Below are 14,472 nucleotides of genomic sequence, written 5' to 3' on the forward strand. Positions count from 1 at the left end.
TCCGCCCCCGAAGCAGGGCTGAGCCCCGCCGGGCGCGTTGGCGCCCGAGCGGGGCCGGGGGCCGTCGTCAGTCCCGGCCGCCCTTCTCGCCGGCCGGCCAGACACCGGTCGAGCGTTCGATGGCCTTGGCGCCCGTGCGGTCCACCGCGCTGCGTACCACGGCGAAGATCGCGCCCTGGATCGCGGCGGCCAGCAGGATCTCTCCCCAGCCGCGGTCCCGGTCCAGGGCGTCGGGCGCGTCGTCCTCGTGCCGGATGGCCTTCCAGGTCTTCTGGAAGGCCAGTCCCGCCAGCGTTCCGCTCGTCCAGCCCAGCACGAAGCCGACCGGCTTGTAGGCGAAGGGCAGTTTCTTCTTCTTGGCCACGTGAATCTCCTTGGTCAGCGGGTGGGTCGGTGGTCTTGGGGGACCTGCTCGTGCACGGGTACCGGACCCGGCGGCGTCCCGTCGCCGAACGGTCGGCCGCCCAGCTCCTGACGGTGATGGGGTGTCAGCCAGCCGGACAGGTCCGGCCCGAGGGGCACGATGCCGGTCGGGTTGATGCCGGTGTGCACCTGGTAGTAGTGCCGCTTGATGTGGTCGAAGTCGACGGTGTCGCCGAAGCCCGGCGTCTGGTAGAGGTCGCGGACGTACGCCCACAGGACCTCGTTCTCGGCCAGCTTCCAGCGGTTGCACTTGAAGTGGCCGTGGTAGACGGCGTCGAAGCGGACCAGGGTGGTGAACAGCCGGATGTCCGCCTCGGTGATCGTGCCGCCCACCAGATAACGCTGCCGGGCCAGCCGGGGCGTCAGTAGCTCCAGGCGCCGGAAGACGCCCTCGCACGCGGCCTCGTACTCCTCCTGGTCCGTCGCGAAGCCCGCCCGGTACACGCCGTTGTTGACGTCCTCGTAGACCTCCGCCATCACCGTGTCGATCTCGTCGCGCAGCGCCCGCGGATACAGGTCGGGCGCGCCCTCCCGGTGCAGGGCCGTCCACTCGGTGGCGAGGTCCAGGGTGATCCGCTGGTAGTCGTTGGTGACCAGCTTGCCGCTGGGCACGTCCACGATCGCGGGCACGCTCACGCCGCCCGGGTAGTCGGTCTCCCGCCGGTCGTAGGCCTCGCTGAGGTAGCGGATACCGAGGACGGGATCGCGGCCGTCGGGGTCGAGGGTGAAGCGCCAGCTGCGGTCGTCCTGGATCGGGTCGGCGACGGCGAGGGACAGGGCGTCCTCCAGGCCGAGTAGACGCCGGGAGACCACCGCGCGGCTCGCCCACGGGCAGGCGCGGCTGGCCACCAGCCGGTAGCGGCCGGCCTCCACCGGCCAGCCGTCTTGGCCGTCCGCGGTGATCCGGTCCGTGAAGTGGCTCTTGGACCGCTTGAACGCCTTCTGGCCGTACCCGCGGTTGCCGTCGTCTCCGGCACCCATGTTTCCTCCCTGCCTGTTCGGCTGGCTTTCGTGTGCCTTCCCTGGTGAACGCGTTCCCCGTTTTCCGCCGACGGCACGGTGTGAGCCTCATCGACCGGGGCAGTCGGCGGAGGTGACAGGGACATCCTCAGAGCAGAAGGCAAACGGGAAGGCAAACGGGAAGGCAGACCTGAAGGCGGAGCAGAAGCCGGACCGGAGGACGCGCGTCACCGTGCTCGTGGCGCTCGCGGCCAACCTCGTGATCGCGGTCGCCAAGGCCGTCGGCGGGCTCCTCGCGGCATCGCCGGCGCTGCTGTCGGAGGCCGCGCACTCCGTGGCCGACAGCATGAACGAGGTCTTCCTGCTCGCCGCGCTGCGCCGCAGCCGCCGCCCCGCCGACCGGCGCCACCCCTTCGGCTACGGCAAGGAGCGGTTCTTCTGGTCGCTCCTCGCGGCCGTCGGGATCTTCGTGATGGGCGGCTGCTTCTCCTTCTTCCAGGGCTTCGAGGCCCTCAGGAACGGTGCCGAGGAGAAGTTCAGCGGATATGTGGCGGGCCTGGTCGTGCTCGGTGTCGCTTTCGTGGCCGAGGGACTCTCGCTGCTCAGGGCCCTGTACCAGGTGCGCCGGCAGGGCCGAGGCATGGACGGTCTGCGCGACCCCGCCCTGCGCACGGTCGTCGCCGAGGACGGCACGGCCGTACTCGGCGTCACCCTCGCGATCACCGGCATGGCCCTGCACATGGTCACCGGGCAGGTGGTCTGGGAGGCGTCCGCGTCCCTGGCGATCGGCGCCCTGCTCGTGTACGTGGCCTACCGCCTCGGCCGTGAGGCACGGGACCAGCTGATCGGGGAGGCCGCCGACCCGGAGTCCAGCGGCAGGATCCGGGCGCTGCTTCAGGCGCAGCCCGAGATCGACAGCGTGGAGGCGCTGTTCACGATGAAGATGGGGCTGGACTCGCTCCTGGTGGCGGCCCGCATCGACCTGGTGCCCGGACTGGACAGCGAGCGGGTCGAGGAGGTCGCGGTGCGGATCAAGCGGTCCATCGCGAGTACCGTTCCCGAGACCGGCCAGATCTTCCTCGACGTGACCGACCGGCCCGCCGCCGAAGCAGGGGAAAGCCCCGCCGCGACGGGGGAACGCGGCGGGGCCTGACGCTCGGGTGCCCGGCCGATGCCGGTCCATGCCACCCCGGGCGAGAATTTTTTCCGGGAGGTTCAGTTCCCGTCCGAGGACTCCAGCACGAAGACCGGAATCACCCGGTCTGTCTTCGTCTGGTAGTCGGCGTACGGCGGGTACGCCGCGACGGCGCGCTCCCACCACTCGGCCTTCTCCGCTCCGGTGATCTCACGGGCCGTCATGTCCCGCTTGGTCGGCCCGTCCTGGAGTTCCACGTGGGGATCGGCCTTGATGTTGTAGTACCAGACGGGGTGCTTGGGCGCCCCGCCCAGCGATGCCACCGCCGCGTACCTTCCCTCGTGCTCGACGCGCATCAGCGGCGTCTTGCGGAGCTTGCCGCTCTTCGCGCCCCGGGTCGTCAGCAGGATGACGGGCATTCCCGTGTCCATCAGCGTCGTTCCCTTGGTGCCGCCGGAGCTCTCGTACAGCTCCACCTGGTCGCGCACCCACTGCTCCGGGCTGGGTTCGTACTCGCCGTCAAGAGGCATGAGATCCGTCTCCGTCCCATCGTCGTTGAACAGGCCTTGCTCGTACCGGGGTTCAACATCGGTACGAACGGCTTCCATCCGTACCACGTTCCCCGACGGCCCCAAAATGCGTCGCCCTTCCATTACTTCACGGGTAATCGCCCCGGTCCAGCGCATACGGCACAGTCGGGACCGCACCGCACGACAGCCGTCCGTCCGAGGGAGAGGGCCCCATGACCACGACGACCCCCGCCACCACGACCCGCGCCGTGGTCGAGGAACTGCTGCTCAGGATCGGCCGGGGCGATCCGGAGCGGATCGCCGAGTTGTACGCCGAGCCCGCCGACTGGATGCTGGACTGGCCCGAGGACGAGCATGGCCGCGGCGCGACCCCGTGGATCCGGCACCGCGCCACCCGGGCCGACGCCGCCGCCCACTACCGGGAGCTGGCCGCGTACCACGTCCCGGGAGAGGCCGCGACGGAGGTCGAGCGCATCCTCGTGGACGGCGCCGATGCCGTGGTGCTCGGTGAGATCCGGCAGACCGCGGCCACCACCGGGCGCGCCTATCGCGCCAGGTTCGCCCTGCATCTCACCGTCGAGGACGGACTGGTCGTCCGCCACCACGTCTACGAGGACAGCCTCGCGGTGGCCCGCGCCTTCGCACCGTGACCGCCGGCCCGCTCATGACCCGGACACCAGCATCCGCACGGCCAGCGCCGTCATCACGCCGCTCGACAGCAGCACCGTCGCCAGCCGCCCACGACGCCCGGTCAGGGCCCGGCCCAGCAGGGCGCCGCCCCCCGCCAGCAGCAGCTGCCAGCTCGCGGACGCGACGAAGGCCGCCAGGACGAACACGCCTTGTTCCAGGGGCCGTACGGTCTCCTCGGCACGGCTGCCGAGCACCAGGGCGGCGAAGTAGATCACGGTGGTGGGGTTGAGCAGGGTGATCCCGAGCAGCGTCAGAAAGGCCCGCGCGGGGCTCGGCGGAGGCGGGTCGGCACGGGTGGCGAGCCGGTGGCCGCGGTACTGCCGTACGGCGGTGACGGTGCCGAGGACCGCGAGCGCCACCAGCACCAGGGCGGAGGCCCAGCGCAGCGGCCCGAGCACCGGTCGCAGCGCACCCGCGAGGGCGGAGCCGCCGACCGTGGCCAGGAGGGCGTAGAGCCCGTCGGCGGCAGCGACACCGAGCGCGGCGCAGACACCGGTCCGCAGGGACGTACGGGCGGAGAGGGAGACGAGATAGGCGCCGACCGCACCGACGGGGATGGCGATGCCGTACCCCGCGAGCAGTCCCGCGAGGAGCGCGGCGCTCATGAGCGGGGCAGCTTGGGCCTCCATGGACGGCCGGGCTGCTGCTGGACACGCACCGGACGAACGGCGGTGGCGGTCAGCGGCAGCGGGGCATCGGTTTTCAGCATGGCCAGATCCTGGGGGTGGCGGCCGTGCGGGGACAAGCGAATTTCCGAGGTGCGACGACTCGCCCCGGCCGGGCGGTGAATCCGACCCTCCGATTCGTGTCCGGGCAGCGGCGATCTCCGGCCATATCGCCCTCCCCACCGATCTGGCCGAACTTCTCGTCCCCTCATTAGATGCCCTGGGCATCTAATGAGGATCGGTACGACGCACCCTTCGTCTGCGAGGTCTGCCATGACAGAAACGGAACCGGTCGCCTTCCCCCGGAGCCGGACCTGTCCCTACCACCCGCCGACCGCCTACGACCCGCTGCGCAGCGCCCGGCCGCTCACCCGGATCACCCTCTTCGACGGCCGCCCGGCCTGGCTGGTCAGCGGTCATGCCGCAGCCCGCGCTCTGCTGCCCGACCCGCGTCTGTCCAGCGACCGGACCCGGCCCGACTTCCCCGCGCCCACGGAGCGCTTCGCGGGCGTACGGAACCGGAAGACCGCGCTGCTCGGCGTCGACGACCCCGAGCACCGCACCCAGCGGCGGATGGTGATCCCCGGCTTCACCCTCAAACGCGCCACCGAACTGCGCCCGCGCATCCAGCAGGTCGTGGACGAACGGATCGACGCGATGATCGCCCAGGGGCCGCCCGCCGAGCTGGTGAGCGCCTTCGCACTGCCCGTGCCGTCGACGGTGATCTGCGCCCTGCTCGGCGTGCCGTACGCCGACCACGACTTCTTCGAAGGGCAGTCCCGACGCCTCCTGCGCGGTCCGACGGCCGCCGACACCATGGACGCGTGCGACCAACTCGAGGTGTACCTCGGCGAGTTGATCGACCACAAACAGAAGCAGCACGAGCCCGGCGACGGCGTGCTGGACGAACTCGTCCACCAGCAGCTGCGCGACGGCGCGATCGACCGCCAGGAAGCGATCGCCCTGGCGATCATCCTGCTGGTCGCCGGCCACGAGACGACCGCCAACATGATCTCGCTCGGCACCTTCACGCTCCTCCAACACCCCGAGCGGCTTGCCGAGTTGCGCGACGATCCGGCGCTCCTGCCCACCGCGGTCGAGGAACTCATGCGGATGCTGTCGATCGCCGACGGTCTGCTGCGGTCGGCGACCGAGGACATCGAGGTGGCGGGGACGACGATCCGGGCGGGCGACGGCGTGGTCTTCGCGACCTCGGTCATCAACCGCGACGAGACCGTGTACGCCGACCCCGACACCCTGGACTGGCATCGGCCCGCCCGCCACCACGTGGCGTTCGGCTTCGGCATCCACCAGTGCCTCGGCCAGAACCTGGCCCGCGCCGAGCTGGAGATCGCCCTGCACACGCTCTTCGACCGGCTGCACACACTCCGCCTCGCCGCCCCCGCGGACGAGATCCCCTTCAAACCCGGCGACACCATCCAGGGGATGCTGGAACTCCCCGTGACCTGGTAAGAGGCTCCGGTCATGCACATCGACATCGACAAGGACGTCTGCATCGGCGCGGGCCAGTGCGCGCTGGCCGCTCCGGGCGTCTTCACCCAGGACGACGACGGCTACAGCACCCTCCTGCCCGGCCGGGAGGACGGCGGCGGCGACCCCATGGTCCGGGAGGCCGCCCGGGCCTGCCCCGTCTCCGCCATCACCGTGTCGGAGACGGTGGGCTGACGCACGGCGTACTGAGCTCGCCTGCCCCGCCCGACCTCAGCGGGACTCCAGCAGCAGTCGCGCCGCGTCGCGCGCCTCGGCGGCCGGCCGGGTGCTCCCGGTGATGCCCGCCGTGACCATGGCGCCCTCGGCCAGCAGGAACAGTGGGGCGGCCAGTGCGGCGGGCCGCCCCGCGTCGGCCACCAGCGAGGCGAGGTAGTCGCCGAACGCCCGCTTGTGCGCCCGTACTTGGGCCACCACCCGGTCCGAGGTGGCACCCAGTTCGCCGTACGAGTTGATCCACGCGCATCCGCGGAAGCCCTCCTCGCCGAACCACTCCTCCAGCCAGTCGAAGACCGCCAGGATGCGACGCTTCGGATCCGCCTCGCGCTCCACATGTGCGGCCAGTCGGCCGCGCCAGCGCTCGTCCCGCCGCTCCAGATAGGCCTCGACCAGCTGTTCCTTCGCCGGGAAGAGCTGGTAGAGCCGCTTCAGGGAGACCCCGGACGCGCCCCGGACGGCGTCCATCCCGACGGACTGGATGCCCCGCCCGTAGAACAGCTCCTCCGCTGCGTCCAGCACCCGCTCCCGGGCGACCGCGCTGTCCATGGACGACCACTCCTTGACGCGAGAACGGGCGTTCTCCTACGGTGACGATCGTACCGGAGAACGCTCGTTCTCCCTTGTCGGCCACGGAGGAAGACATGACCGACCGCCCGCCCCTGCCGCCCTTCACCCGCGAGAGCGCCGCCCAGAAGGTCCAGGCGGCCGAGGACGCCTGGAACACCCGCGACCCGCACCGGGTGGCGCTCGCCTACTCGCCGGACTCGGTGTGGCGCAACCGCGACACCTTCGTCACCGGCCGCGCGCAGATCGTCGAGTTCCTGACCGCGAAGTGGGCGCGCGAGCACGAGTACGCGCTGCGCAAGGAGTTGTGGGCCTTCGACGGCAACCGCATCGCCGTGCGGTTCCAGTACGAGTGCCGGGACGCGGACGGCCGGTGGTGGCGGTCGTACGGCAACGAGCTGTGGGAGTTCGACGAGCACGGGCTGATGACCCGGCGCGAGGCGAGCATCAACGACGTGCCCATCGAGGAGAAGCAGCGGCGCATCCTCGGCCCGCGGCCGGAAGCCGAACGGGGGCGGTCCTTCCCGCTTGAGTAGGGTGCGCGGAATGACCGAACCGGACGGGAAACCCTTCCTCTACGTCGTCGTCTGCGCCGCCGGGATCGCGGCGGACGTCAGCAGGCTGATCACCGCGGCCCAGGAGCGCGACTGGGAGGTCGGCGTGATCGCGACCCCCGTCGCGATGAACGGCTTCTTCGGCACCGCCGCCGTCGAGGCGCAGACCGGGCGGCGGATCCGCTCGGCCTGGCGCAGCCCGGGCGACCCGCGTCCCTTCCCGCCGCCGGACGCCGTCGTGGTCGCTCCGGCCACCTTCAACACCGTCAACAAGTGGGCGGCCGGGCTCGCCGACACCCTCGCGGTGGCGACCCTGTGCGAGACGTACGGCCTGGGCGTCCCGGTCGCCGCACTGCCGTGCGTGGCCGACGCGCTCGCGGCCCACCCCGCCTACCAGGACAGCCTCATACGACTGCGCGCCATGGGCGTGAAGTTCGGCGAGCCGTACTCCGGCGAGCCGGGGGAGGACGGTACCCGCCCGGAGTTCGGATGGGAGCGGGCGCTGGATCTTCTGGGGTGAGCCGGACGGTGACGGCCGGCCGGTTGGGCGGGAGAGCCGCTGTGGGAGTTGGAGCGCGGGCGAAGTCGTACGCTCCCTTTCGTACCCATCCCGAAGGCAGGAGCAGCAACGATGCAGTACGTGAAGCTCGGTTCGACGGGCCTGGACGTCTCGCGGATCTGTCTGGGCTGCATGACGTACGGCCTGCCGGACCGCGGCGTGCACGAGTGGACCCTCGACGAGGAGGCGTCACGGCCGCTGATCCGGCAGGCGTTGGAGGCGGGGATCAACTTCTTCGACACCGCCAACGTGTACTCGGACGGCACCAGCGAGGAGATCGTCGGCAAGGCGCTCGCCGACTTCGCCCGCCGTGACGAGTTCGTGCTCGCGACCAAGGTGCACGGCCGGATGCGGCCCGGAGCCAACGGTGCCGGACTTTCCCGCAAGGTGATCATGACCGAGATCGACCACAGCCTGAGCCGCCTCGGCACGGACTATGTGGACCTCTACCAGATCCATCGCTACGACCCGCACACCCCGGTCGAGGAGACGATGGAGGCCCTGCACGACCTGGTGAAGGCGGGCAAGGTGCGTTACATCGGGGCGAGTTCGATGTACGCCTGGCAGTTCTCGAAGATGCAGTACACGGCCGAGCGGCACGGCTGGACCAAGTTCGTCTCCATGCAGAACCACTACAACCTCCTTTACCGCGAGGAAGAGCGCGAGATGCTGCCGCTGTGCGCGGACCAGGGCGTCGGTGCCCTGCCGTGGAGCCCGCTGGCCCGCGGTCGCCTGACCCGCGACTGGGGCACGGTCACCGAGCGCAGCGCGAACGACAACTTCGGCAGCAACCTCTACCCGGAGGGCGACCGCACCATCGTCGAGGCCGTCACCCGCATCGCGGACGACCGGGGTGTCCCGCGCGCCCAGGTGGCCCTCGCCTGGCTGCAGCACCAGGAGACGGTGGCGGCGCCCATCGTCGGCGCGGCCAAGCCGCAGCACATCGAGGACGCCGTGGCCGCCGTCGAACTCGAGCTCAGCGACAAGGAGATCGAGGAGCTGGAGCGGCCCTACGCCCCGCACCCGATTCTCGGTCACTCCTGAGGGGCCGGCCCAGGGCGGGGATCCGCGCGGTGCGAACCACGTGCCGAACGGACCCCCGCCCTCCGGTTTTGTCGGCCCAATGGTTGGCGGATGAGTGGCGAAGAACGGTCTCAGGTGCGGTGGAGTGGCCGTTCAATGGTTGGCGCGAAGTCGACGCCCGAAGCAAGTGAATACCGTTCCCGTTTACGACCCCTGATATCGCGGCACGGTAAAGCTGCCGCAAAGGACCGCTATTGACCCGTTGTCAAACATCAGCGACCCGAACACAATGCACAAAACCGCGGGATGACTTGTTACGCCTCGTTGACCTGTGCAAAGGTGGCCTGGTCGGCGCACGGACAATCTCTCTTTGCCGTGTGCGCGAGGCCTCTCCCGTGCGCTCCTCATGCTCCAAAAGAGCTTCCCCTGGCGGGCGTTCGAGATGCCGAACCCTGTGCGGACGGACCCCGGCGCCTTGTCGGCGGCACCGCATACCCATTGGTATGGACTTTGTGCAGAACGCCCTCGGAGGAATGCCGCTGTGAAAGACGCAGGCCTGTCGAATTCCCCGACTCCCGCTCGTCCCTCCAACGCCACGGACGAGCAACTGAGCGCCGAGCTCAAGAAGTGGAGCGGGGCGACACCGGCGCTCCAACCAGTCGGTGAACTCCTGGACCGGCACTGGGAAGCGGCCTTCGCCTACGCACGGTTGTGCACCGACGGCGCCCGCCCCGCGGGAATGCTCACCACCGCCGCATTCACCCGGCTCTTCGGGGAAACGCTGCGCCAGAACGGGCCGACATCCGCCTGGCGGCCCCACCTGCTCGTCACCGTGCGCCGCATAGCGGCGGAATGGGACGCCGACGGCAGACGCGAGCTGCTGCACCCGGAGTTGAGAACCGAGGGCGGCGGGGACCGCATCACCGCCCGCCTGCTGCCGCCGGCCAACCGCCGCCTGCTGTCCGGGGCGTTCCAGCGGCTGCCCCAGTCGGCCCGCTGTCTGCTGTGGCACACCGAGGTCGAGTCCGAACCGCTCGGCATGCCCGCCGCACTGCTGGGCCTGGGCGAGGAGGACGCGGGCATCGAACTGCAGCGGGGCCGCGAGCGGTTGCGGGACGAGTGCCTCCAGATCCACCGCGAACTCGCTCCCGAGCAGGAGTGCCGTCACTACCTCCGGCTGCTGGACGTGACCTATCGGCGCGGCGGTGCCGGCCTCGACGCCGACCTGAGCGAACACCTGGAGCGGTGCAAGCACTGCCGGAACACCGCCGACCAGCTGCACCAGTTCAACCATGGCCTCGGCGGCGCGCTCGCCGAGGCGGTGCTCGGCTGGGGCGCGCACGCCTATCGGGAGGCGCGCGCACATGTGGACGACGCTCCCGAGGAAGCGCAGGCCCAGCGCCCGGCCGTCGTGGGCGAGTCCTTCATGAGCGCGACGCCGGCCCAGCCCCCGGCCGCCCCGGGCGAGGCCTTCGTCCCGGCGCCGGACACCCGGCCACCCGCCGTCGCGGGTGCGGCCTTCGAGGCGCCCCCGCGTCCGACCTCCGCACCCCGGGTCGGCCCGCGCTCCGCCTCCCGCCGTTCCGCCCACAAGGCCGCCCGCCGCGCGTCCCGCCGCAACCTCACCGCGGCCGTCCTGACCGTGAGCGGGCTGATCGTCCTCCCGCTGGCGTTGTGGTCCTCCCTCGGCTCCTCCGACGACAACCCCCAGGCCGACGACGGCCGCACCTCCGACGCCCCCGACACGGGTACCGCGACCTCCGACCCGTCCTGGGCCGGCTCCGGAGAGGGCGAGCAGGGCACCATGCGCGGCCGGCTGCACAACGTGGCGTCCGGGCTGTGCGTCGGCGTGGTCGGTGCGAAGGCCGTCAAGGACGCGGAGACCGAGCTCACCGACTGTTCCGCGGAGCCTTCGCAGCAGTGGTCGTACGACGCCGACGGGCTGCTGCGCAACGCGGACGCCCCCGATCTCTGCCTGGACTCCCACCTCGGCTACTCGGTGCGGCTCGCTCCGTGCGCGGGCGCGGAAAAGGCAGCCGACAAGAGCATCCGCTACGACTTCACCCTCCAGGGCATGCTGGTGCCGCGCTGGGACCAGGATCTGGCCCTGAGCCCCTCCGCCACCGACGGAGCGGGCTCGCTGGTCGTGAAGACCCGTGACGACAGCCCCGCGCAGCGCTGGGTGATCGACACCTCGAGGACCGACCTCCAGATGGAGGTGGTCAACTGGGGCGCGGACAGCACCCTGTCGAGGGTGCCCGGGCCCACGCCCGAGCCGTCGAGAACACCAAGCCCGAAGCCCACGCCCACACCCACGCCGTCCGCGACTCCGTCGACCCCCGAGGCCACGCCCACGCCCGCCCCCACGCCGACGTATCCGTATCCCACCAACGGGAACTGTTACTACAACCCGTACTACTGCTCCGGGTACGGCCAGGACGGCGGCCAGTACGGCGGCTGGTCCGGGTACGGCTACGGCGGCTACGGCTACGGCGGCGACGGCCGCGACCGCAACTGACCCGCCCCGTGACGGCGACCGGACGCTTCAGGCCCCGACGACCTGGAGCGACGCCCACAGCGCCACCACCGCGGGCACCAGCGCGGCCGGCGTGGCGAGCAGACCGAGCCGGGTGAACTCCTTGAGCCCGACCTCGTGCCCCTGCCCGTGCGCGATGCGCCGCCACAGCAGCGTGGCCAGCGACCCGGCGTAGGTCAGGTTCGGCCCGATGTTCACCCCGAGCAGCACCGCGAGGAGCGCGCCCGGGCCGGCCGAGGCGGTCAGCGGCAGCAGGACCAGGACCGCGGGCAGGTTGTTGATCAGGTTCGCCAGTACGGCGGCCAGGGCGGCGATGCCGAGCAGCGCGGCCAGTCCCGTCCCCTCCGGCAGCGCGTGCCGCAGCGCGTCGGCGAGGCCGTTGTCGACCACCGCGCGCACGACGACTCCGAGCGCGAGCACGAACGCCAGGAAGGCCGGCGCCGCCGCCCGCACCACGGTGAGCGGGGTGGCCCGCCGCCGGACGAGAGCCCGTCCCGCCAGGACCAGCGCCCCCGCCAGCGCGGCCCAGGCCGGCTCGACGCCGAGGGCCGAGGTCACGACGAACCCGGCCAGCGTGCAGGCGACGGTGACGAGCGCGAACAGCGGCAGCTCCGGAGCCTCGGCGGTCACGGGGGAGTGGGTGACCTCGTCCAGGTCGCGCTCGAAGAAGCGCCGGAAGACCGCGTACTCGGCGACGATCGCGACCAGCCAGGGCAGCGCCATCAGCGCGGCGAAGCGCGTGAAGCTCAGCCCGCTCGCCGCGAACGCCAGCAGGTTGGTGAGGTTGGAGACCGGCAGCAGCAGCGAGGCCGTGTTCGACAGGTGCGCGCACGCGTAGACGTGCGGCCCGGCCCGGACTCCCATGCGGGCGGCGGTGGCGAACACCACCGGCGTCAGCAGCACCACGGTGGCGTCCAGACTCAGCACCGCCGTGATCGTCGACGCCAGCACGAACACCCCGGCCAGCAGCCGCCCGGGCGAGCCCGCCGCCCGACGGGCCAGCCACGCCCCGCACGCCTGGAAGAGCCCCTCGACGTCGCAGAGGTGGGCCAGCACCAGCACCGCGGCGAGGAACCCGATCACCGGCCCGAGCTGCTCGGCCTCCGCCCGCGCGTGCGCCGGCGAGATCACCCCGGTCACGATCACCACTCCCGCCGCCGGGACGGCCAGCACCGCCTCCGGCCATCCGTTGGGGCGAAGTACGGCCCAGGCGAGGACGGCGACGAGCAGAGCGACGGACAGGGCTTCGGCGAGCGGGGTGTTCAGGGCGGATCCTTCGGAACGTGATCAGATGCTGCCCGGCCATCGAAGCAGGCGACGGTAAGAGGCAGGAATGGACCCCGCCCAGCGGCGACGGCTCAGGGGGCCGTCCCGGCGGCGAACACCGTCAGGAACACCGAGGACGCGTTGCCGGACACCGGCACCTGCCCCGCCGTCCACGCCACCTTCAGCGGGTCCCGCTCGTCCGGCGGCGTCACCAGCAGCGACTCGGGAGTGGCCGCCCGCGCCCCGCTGACCTCGGGATTGGAGAACGACAGCCCGGCCCAGGCGCTCTTCCCCGGCGCCAGCGTGACCGTCACGGGCGTGTCTGCGGAGCGCTTCGGGTCCGGGCCCAGCTGCTTGCCGGACGCGTCCAGGAAGGCGGCGCCCGGATAGCCGCGCACGGTGCACGTCCGGTCGGAGGCATTGGCCAGGACGACCGGGAAGTTCCACTGCCCGGCCCCCGGGTCGTTGCGCCCGACGGACGCGCGCAGCTCGGAGGTGTGGCAGCGGGTGCTCACGGCGGTGGGGGAGTCCTCGGCCGTGGGCGAGGCAGGGGGCGAGGTGGTGGGCGAGGTGGTGGGCGGGGCGGCGGACCCGCTGGGAACGCGACTCGGCGTGGGGTCGGCGGGTGCGGCCGGAGCAGTCGTACGGCCCTCGGTCGCGGGCGCGGCCGTACCGGCCACCTTCTGCGGCGGGCTCGCCGTGCCGTCACCGCCGCCGCAGGCGGTCAGCAGGCCGAGCACCGCGACCGCGCCGGCGAGCCGGGCCGCCCGCGACACGCCCTGGGACGTCTTCGCCATGTCTGTCCACACTCCCGGAAACTCCTCGCACGCGTGACACACGTGCGTACGGCGCCTTGTGCCCCGTCACTGAGGTCCGATGCGGCCGGGGACGGAAAAGTTCGCCCGTCACCCCAGGGAATCACGGCGGTCTCCCAGCCGTATGGAATCCAGGACGCGGTCGGTCGCGGTCGCACCGCCGCTCTGCCGGATCTGCACATACACCTGTGGCTGCCCGCCGCCGTCCGCCGACGTGAGCCCGGCCTCCGTGACGGACCCGCCGCCCGGGCAGTCGCTCCAGCCGCGGACCCTGCCGTGCCAGACACGGCCGGTGTAGGCGCGGGCGCCGTCGTAGCGGCAGCCGGGGTGGGCGAGGGCGGCGACCCGGGCCGTGACGTCGCCCCGCTCGCTCAGGCCGACGAACACGCCGTTCACGTCCGCGCCGAGGTCCTGCCACTTGTCCAGGTGGTCCGCGACGACGAGCCCCGGCTCCTGCCCCGCGGGCAGACCGAGCACCCGCGGATCCCACCCCGAGTCGCGCAGCTGCCGCCCCCACGCGCCGGGTACCTCGGCGGCGATCCGGCCGGTCGCGTCCTCGACCCGTACGTCGGCGTCCCCGGAGGACCGGCTCACCAGCGCGGCCGTCACACCGGCGGCCACGACCGTGAGTACTACGGCGGCCGACGCGACGCCCTTCGCGGACACGCGGTGAGGCCGGCCGGCCACCTGGGACGCCAGCCGCTCCAACTCCCCGGCGAAGGCCCGGGCATCGGGCCAGCGCCGCTCCCGGTCCGGGTGCAGCGCCCGCATCAGGGCGCGCCGGACACCGGGATCCAGGCCCGGACGCAGCCGGTCCGGGCGCACCACCTTGCCGGGCGGGCCCGGAACCGTGCCGGTGACCAGGTGGTAGCCGACCGCGCCGAGGCCGTACACGTCGGCGCGCTCGTCGATGCCCGCGCCGGGCTCGGCCTGCTCGGGCGGCCGGTACCGTTCCTGTGGACTGAGCAGGAGTGAGTCCGCTCAGCCGCACGCCCCGAACGGTCTTGGGCGCTCCCCCAGACTT

At 71.8% G+C, this 14,472-nt stretch carries 16 protein-coding genes; 8 read left to right on the top strand and 8 right to left on the bottom strand.

Annotation, left to right across the window (positions count from 1 at the left end):
- Window positions 1-67 precede the first annotated feature (67 nt).
- Together AC5P09_RS40505 and AC5P09_RS40510 are read right to left on the bottom strand one after the other, a co-directional pair.
- Window positions 68-364: a DUF4235 domain-containing protein gene (locus AC5P09_RS40505; RefSeq protein WP_266451151.1), complete on the bottom strand. Its 297-nt coding sequence runs from the start codon at window positions 362-364 to the stop codon at window positions 68-70.
- A 14-nt stretch (window positions 365-378) separates the two neighbouring features.
- Complete coding sequence (locus tag AC5P09_RS40510) at window positions 379-1,404, bottom strand: glutathione S-transferase family protein (RefSeq protein WP_493878700.1); 1,026 nt, start codon at window positions 1,402-1,404, stop codon at window positions 379-381.
- Between AC5P09_RS40510 and AC5P09_RS40515 the strand changes: the two genes are divergently transcribed.
- Window positions 1,403-2,536, top strand: a complete 1,134-nt coding sequence (locus AC5P09_RS40515) for a cation diffusion facilitator family transporter (protein ID WP_493878701.1) — start codon at window positions 1,403-1,405, stop codon at window positions 2,534-2,536. The two genes, AC5P09_RS40510 and AC5P09_RS40515, sit on opposite strands and share 2 nt — an antisense overlap.
- 62 nt (window positions 2,537-2,598) lie before the next feature.
- Here AC5P09_RS40515 and AC5P09_RS40520 read toward each other — a convergent pair whose 3' ends face one another.
- Window positions 2,599-3,048, bottom strand: a complete 450-nt coding sequence (locus tag AC5P09_RS40520; protein WP_493878702.1) for a nitroreductase family deazaflavin-dependent oxidoreductase — start codon at window positions 3,046-3,048, stop codon at window positions 2,599-2,601.
- Window positions 3,049-3,260: 212 nt separating this feature from the next.
- Here AC5P09_RS40520 and AC5P09_RS40525 point away from each other — a divergent pair, with 212 nt between their 5' ends.
- Window positions 3,261-3,698 (top strand): nuclear transport factor 2 family protein, encoded by a 438-nt coding sequence (locus tag AC5P09_RS40525; protein ID WP_493878703.1) that lies wholly within the window; start codon window positions 3,261-3,263, stop codon window positions 3,696-3,698.
- A gap of 12 nt (window positions 3,699-3,710) precedes the next feature.
- On the opposite strand, the gene AC5P09_RS40530 is transcribed toward AC5P09_RS40525, so the two are convergent.
- Window positions 3,711-4,343, bottom strand: coding sequence for a LysE family transporter (locus AC5P09_RS40530; protein WP_493878704.1), 633 nt, complete (start codon window positions 4,341-4,343; stop codon window positions 3,711-3,713).
- 333 nt (window positions 4,344-4,676) lie between these two features.
- Between AC5P09_RS40530 and AC5P09_RS40535 the strand changes: the two genes are divergently transcribed.
- Together AC5P09_RS40535 and AC5P09_RS40540 are read left to right on the top strand one after the other, a co-directional pair.
- Window positions 4,677-5,876: a cytochrome P450 gene (locus AC5P09_RS40535; protein WP_493878705.1), complete on the top strand. Its 1,200-nt coding sequence runs from the start codon at window positions 4,677-4,679 to the stop codon at window positions 5,874-5,876.
- Between the two features lie 12 nt (window positions 5,877-5,888).
- Entirely contained in the window at window positions 5,889-6,089 is a 201-nt protein-coding gene (locus tag AC5P09_RS40540) for a ferredoxin (protein ID WP_493878706.1), read from the top strand.
- A 36-nt stretch (window positions 6,090-6,125) separates the two neighbouring features.
- Here the strand turns inward: AC5P09_RS40540 and AC5P09_RS40545 are convergent, their stop codons facing one another.
- The gene (locus AC5P09_RS40545) at window positions 6,126-6,677 is read right to left on the bottom strand and encodes a TetR/AcrR family transcriptional regulator (RefSeq protein WP_493878707.1); all 552 of its coding nucleotides are present in this window, start codon (window positions 6,675-6,677) and stop codon (window positions 6,126-6,128) included.
- A 95-nt stretch (window positions 6,678-6,772) separates the two neighbouring features.
- Between AC5P09_RS40545 and AC5P09_RS40550 the strand changes: the two genes are divergently transcribed.
- From AC5P09_RS40550 to AC5P09_RS40565, 4 genes are all read left to right on the top strand, one after another.
- Complete coding sequence (locus AC5P09_RS40550) at window positions 6,773-7,231, top strand: nuclear transport factor 2 family protein (protein ID WP_493878708.1); 459 nt, start codon at window positions 6,773-6,775, stop codon at window positions 7,229-7,231.
- A 10-nt stretch (window positions 7,232-7,241) separates the two neighbouring features.
- A complete protein-coding gene (locus AC5P09_RS40555) occupies window positions 7,242-7,769 on the top strand; it encodes a flavoprotein (RefSeq protein WP_493878709.1) in 528 nt (175 codons plus the stop codon).
- A gap of 111 nt (window positions 7,770-7,880) precedes the next feature.
- Window positions 7,881-8,852, top strand: a complete 972-nt coding sequence (locus tag AC5P09_RS40560; protein WP_493878710.1) for an aldo/keto reductase — start codon at window positions 7,881-7,883, stop codon at window positions 8,850-8,852.
- A gap of 520 nt (window positions 8,853-9,372) precedes the next feature.
- Complete coding sequence (locus tag AC5P09_RS40565) at window positions 9,373-11,349, top strand: ricin-type beta-trefoil lectin domain protein (RefSeq protein ID WP_493878711.1); 1,977 nt, start codon at window positions 9,373-9,375, stop codon at window positions 11,347-11,349.
- Between the two features lie 27 nt (window positions 11,350-11,376).
- Here AC5P09_RS40565 and AC5P09_RS40570 read toward each other — a convergent pair whose 3' ends face one another.
- From AC5P09_RS40570 to AC5P09_RS40580, 3 genes are all read right to left on the bottom strand, one after another.
- Window positions 11,377-12,633: an arsenic transporter gene (locus tag AC5P09_RS40570; RefSeq protein ID WP_493878717.1), complete on the bottom strand. Its 1,257-nt coding sequence runs from the start codon at window positions 12,631-12,633 to the stop codon at window positions 11,377-11,379.
- A gap of 92 nt (window positions 12,634-12,725) precedes the next feature.
- Entirely contained in the window at window positions 12,726-13,430 is a 705-nt protein-coding gene (locus tag AC5P09_RS40575) for a DUF4232 domain-containing protein (protein WP_493878712.1), read from the bottom strand.
- A gap of 108 nt (window positions 13,431-13,538) precedes the next feature.
- Entirely contained in the window at window positions 13,539-14,342 is an 804-nt protein-coding gene (locus AC5P09_RS40580; RefSeq protein ID WP_493878713.1) for a serine/threonine-protein kinase, read from the bottom strand.
- Window positions 14,343-14,472: the final 130 nt, after the last annotated feature.

The organism is Streptomyces sp. a15 (assembly GCF_059026085.1).

Bases quoted from the DNA above. Each gene is read 5' to 3' on its own strand.
- AC5P09_RS40515 (WP_493878701.1), top strand. From the start codon at position 1,403: ATGTTTCCTCCCTGCCTGTTCGGCTGGCTTTCGTGTGCCTTCCCTGGT.
- AC5P09_RS40510 (WP_493878700.1), bottom strand. From the start codon at position 1,404: ATGGGTGCCGGAGACGACGGCAACCGCGGGTACGGCCAGAAGGCGTTC.
- AC5P09_RS40520 (WP_493878702.1), bottom strand. From the start codon at position 3,048: ATGCCTCTTGACGGCGAGTACGAACCCAGCCCGGAGCAGTGGGTGCGC.
- AC5P09_RS40525 (WP_493878703.1), top strand. From the start codon at position 3,261: ATGACCACGACGACCCCCGCCACCACGACCCGCGCCGTGGTCGAGGAA.
- AC5P09_RS40530 (WP_493878704.1), bottom strand. From the start codon at position 4,343: ATGAGCGCCGCGCTCCTCGCGGGACTGCTCGCGGGGTACGGCATCGCC.
- AC5P09_RS40535 (WP_493878705.1), top strand. From the start codon at position 4,677: ATGACAGAAACGGAACCGGTCGCCTTCCCCCGGAGCCGGACCTGTCCC.
- AC5P09_RS40540 (WP_493878706.1), top strand. From the start codon at position 5,889: ATGCACATCGACATCGACAAGGACGTCTGCATCGGCGCGGGCCAGTGC.
- AC5P09_RS40545 (WP_493878707.1), bottom strand. From the start codon at position 6,677: ATGGACAGCGCGGTCGCCCGGGAGCGGGTGCTGGACGCAGCGGAGGAG.
- AC5P09_RS40550 (WP_493878708.1), top strand. From the start codon at position 6,773: ATGACCGACCGCCCGCCCCTGCCGCCCTTCACCCGCGAGAGCGCCGCC.
- AC5P09_RS40555 (WP_493878709.1), top strand. From the start codon at position 7,242: ATGACCGAACCGGACGGGAAACCCTTCCTCTACGTCGTCGTCTGCGCC.
- AC5P09_RS40560 (WP_493878710.1), top strand. From the start codon at position 7,881: ATGCAGTACGTGAAGCTCGGTTCGACGGGCCTGGACGTCTCGCGGATC.
- AC5P09_RS40575 (WP_493878712.1), bottom strand. From the start codon at position 13,430: ATGGCGAAGACGTCCCAGGGCGTGTCGCGGGCGGCCCGGCTCGCCGGC.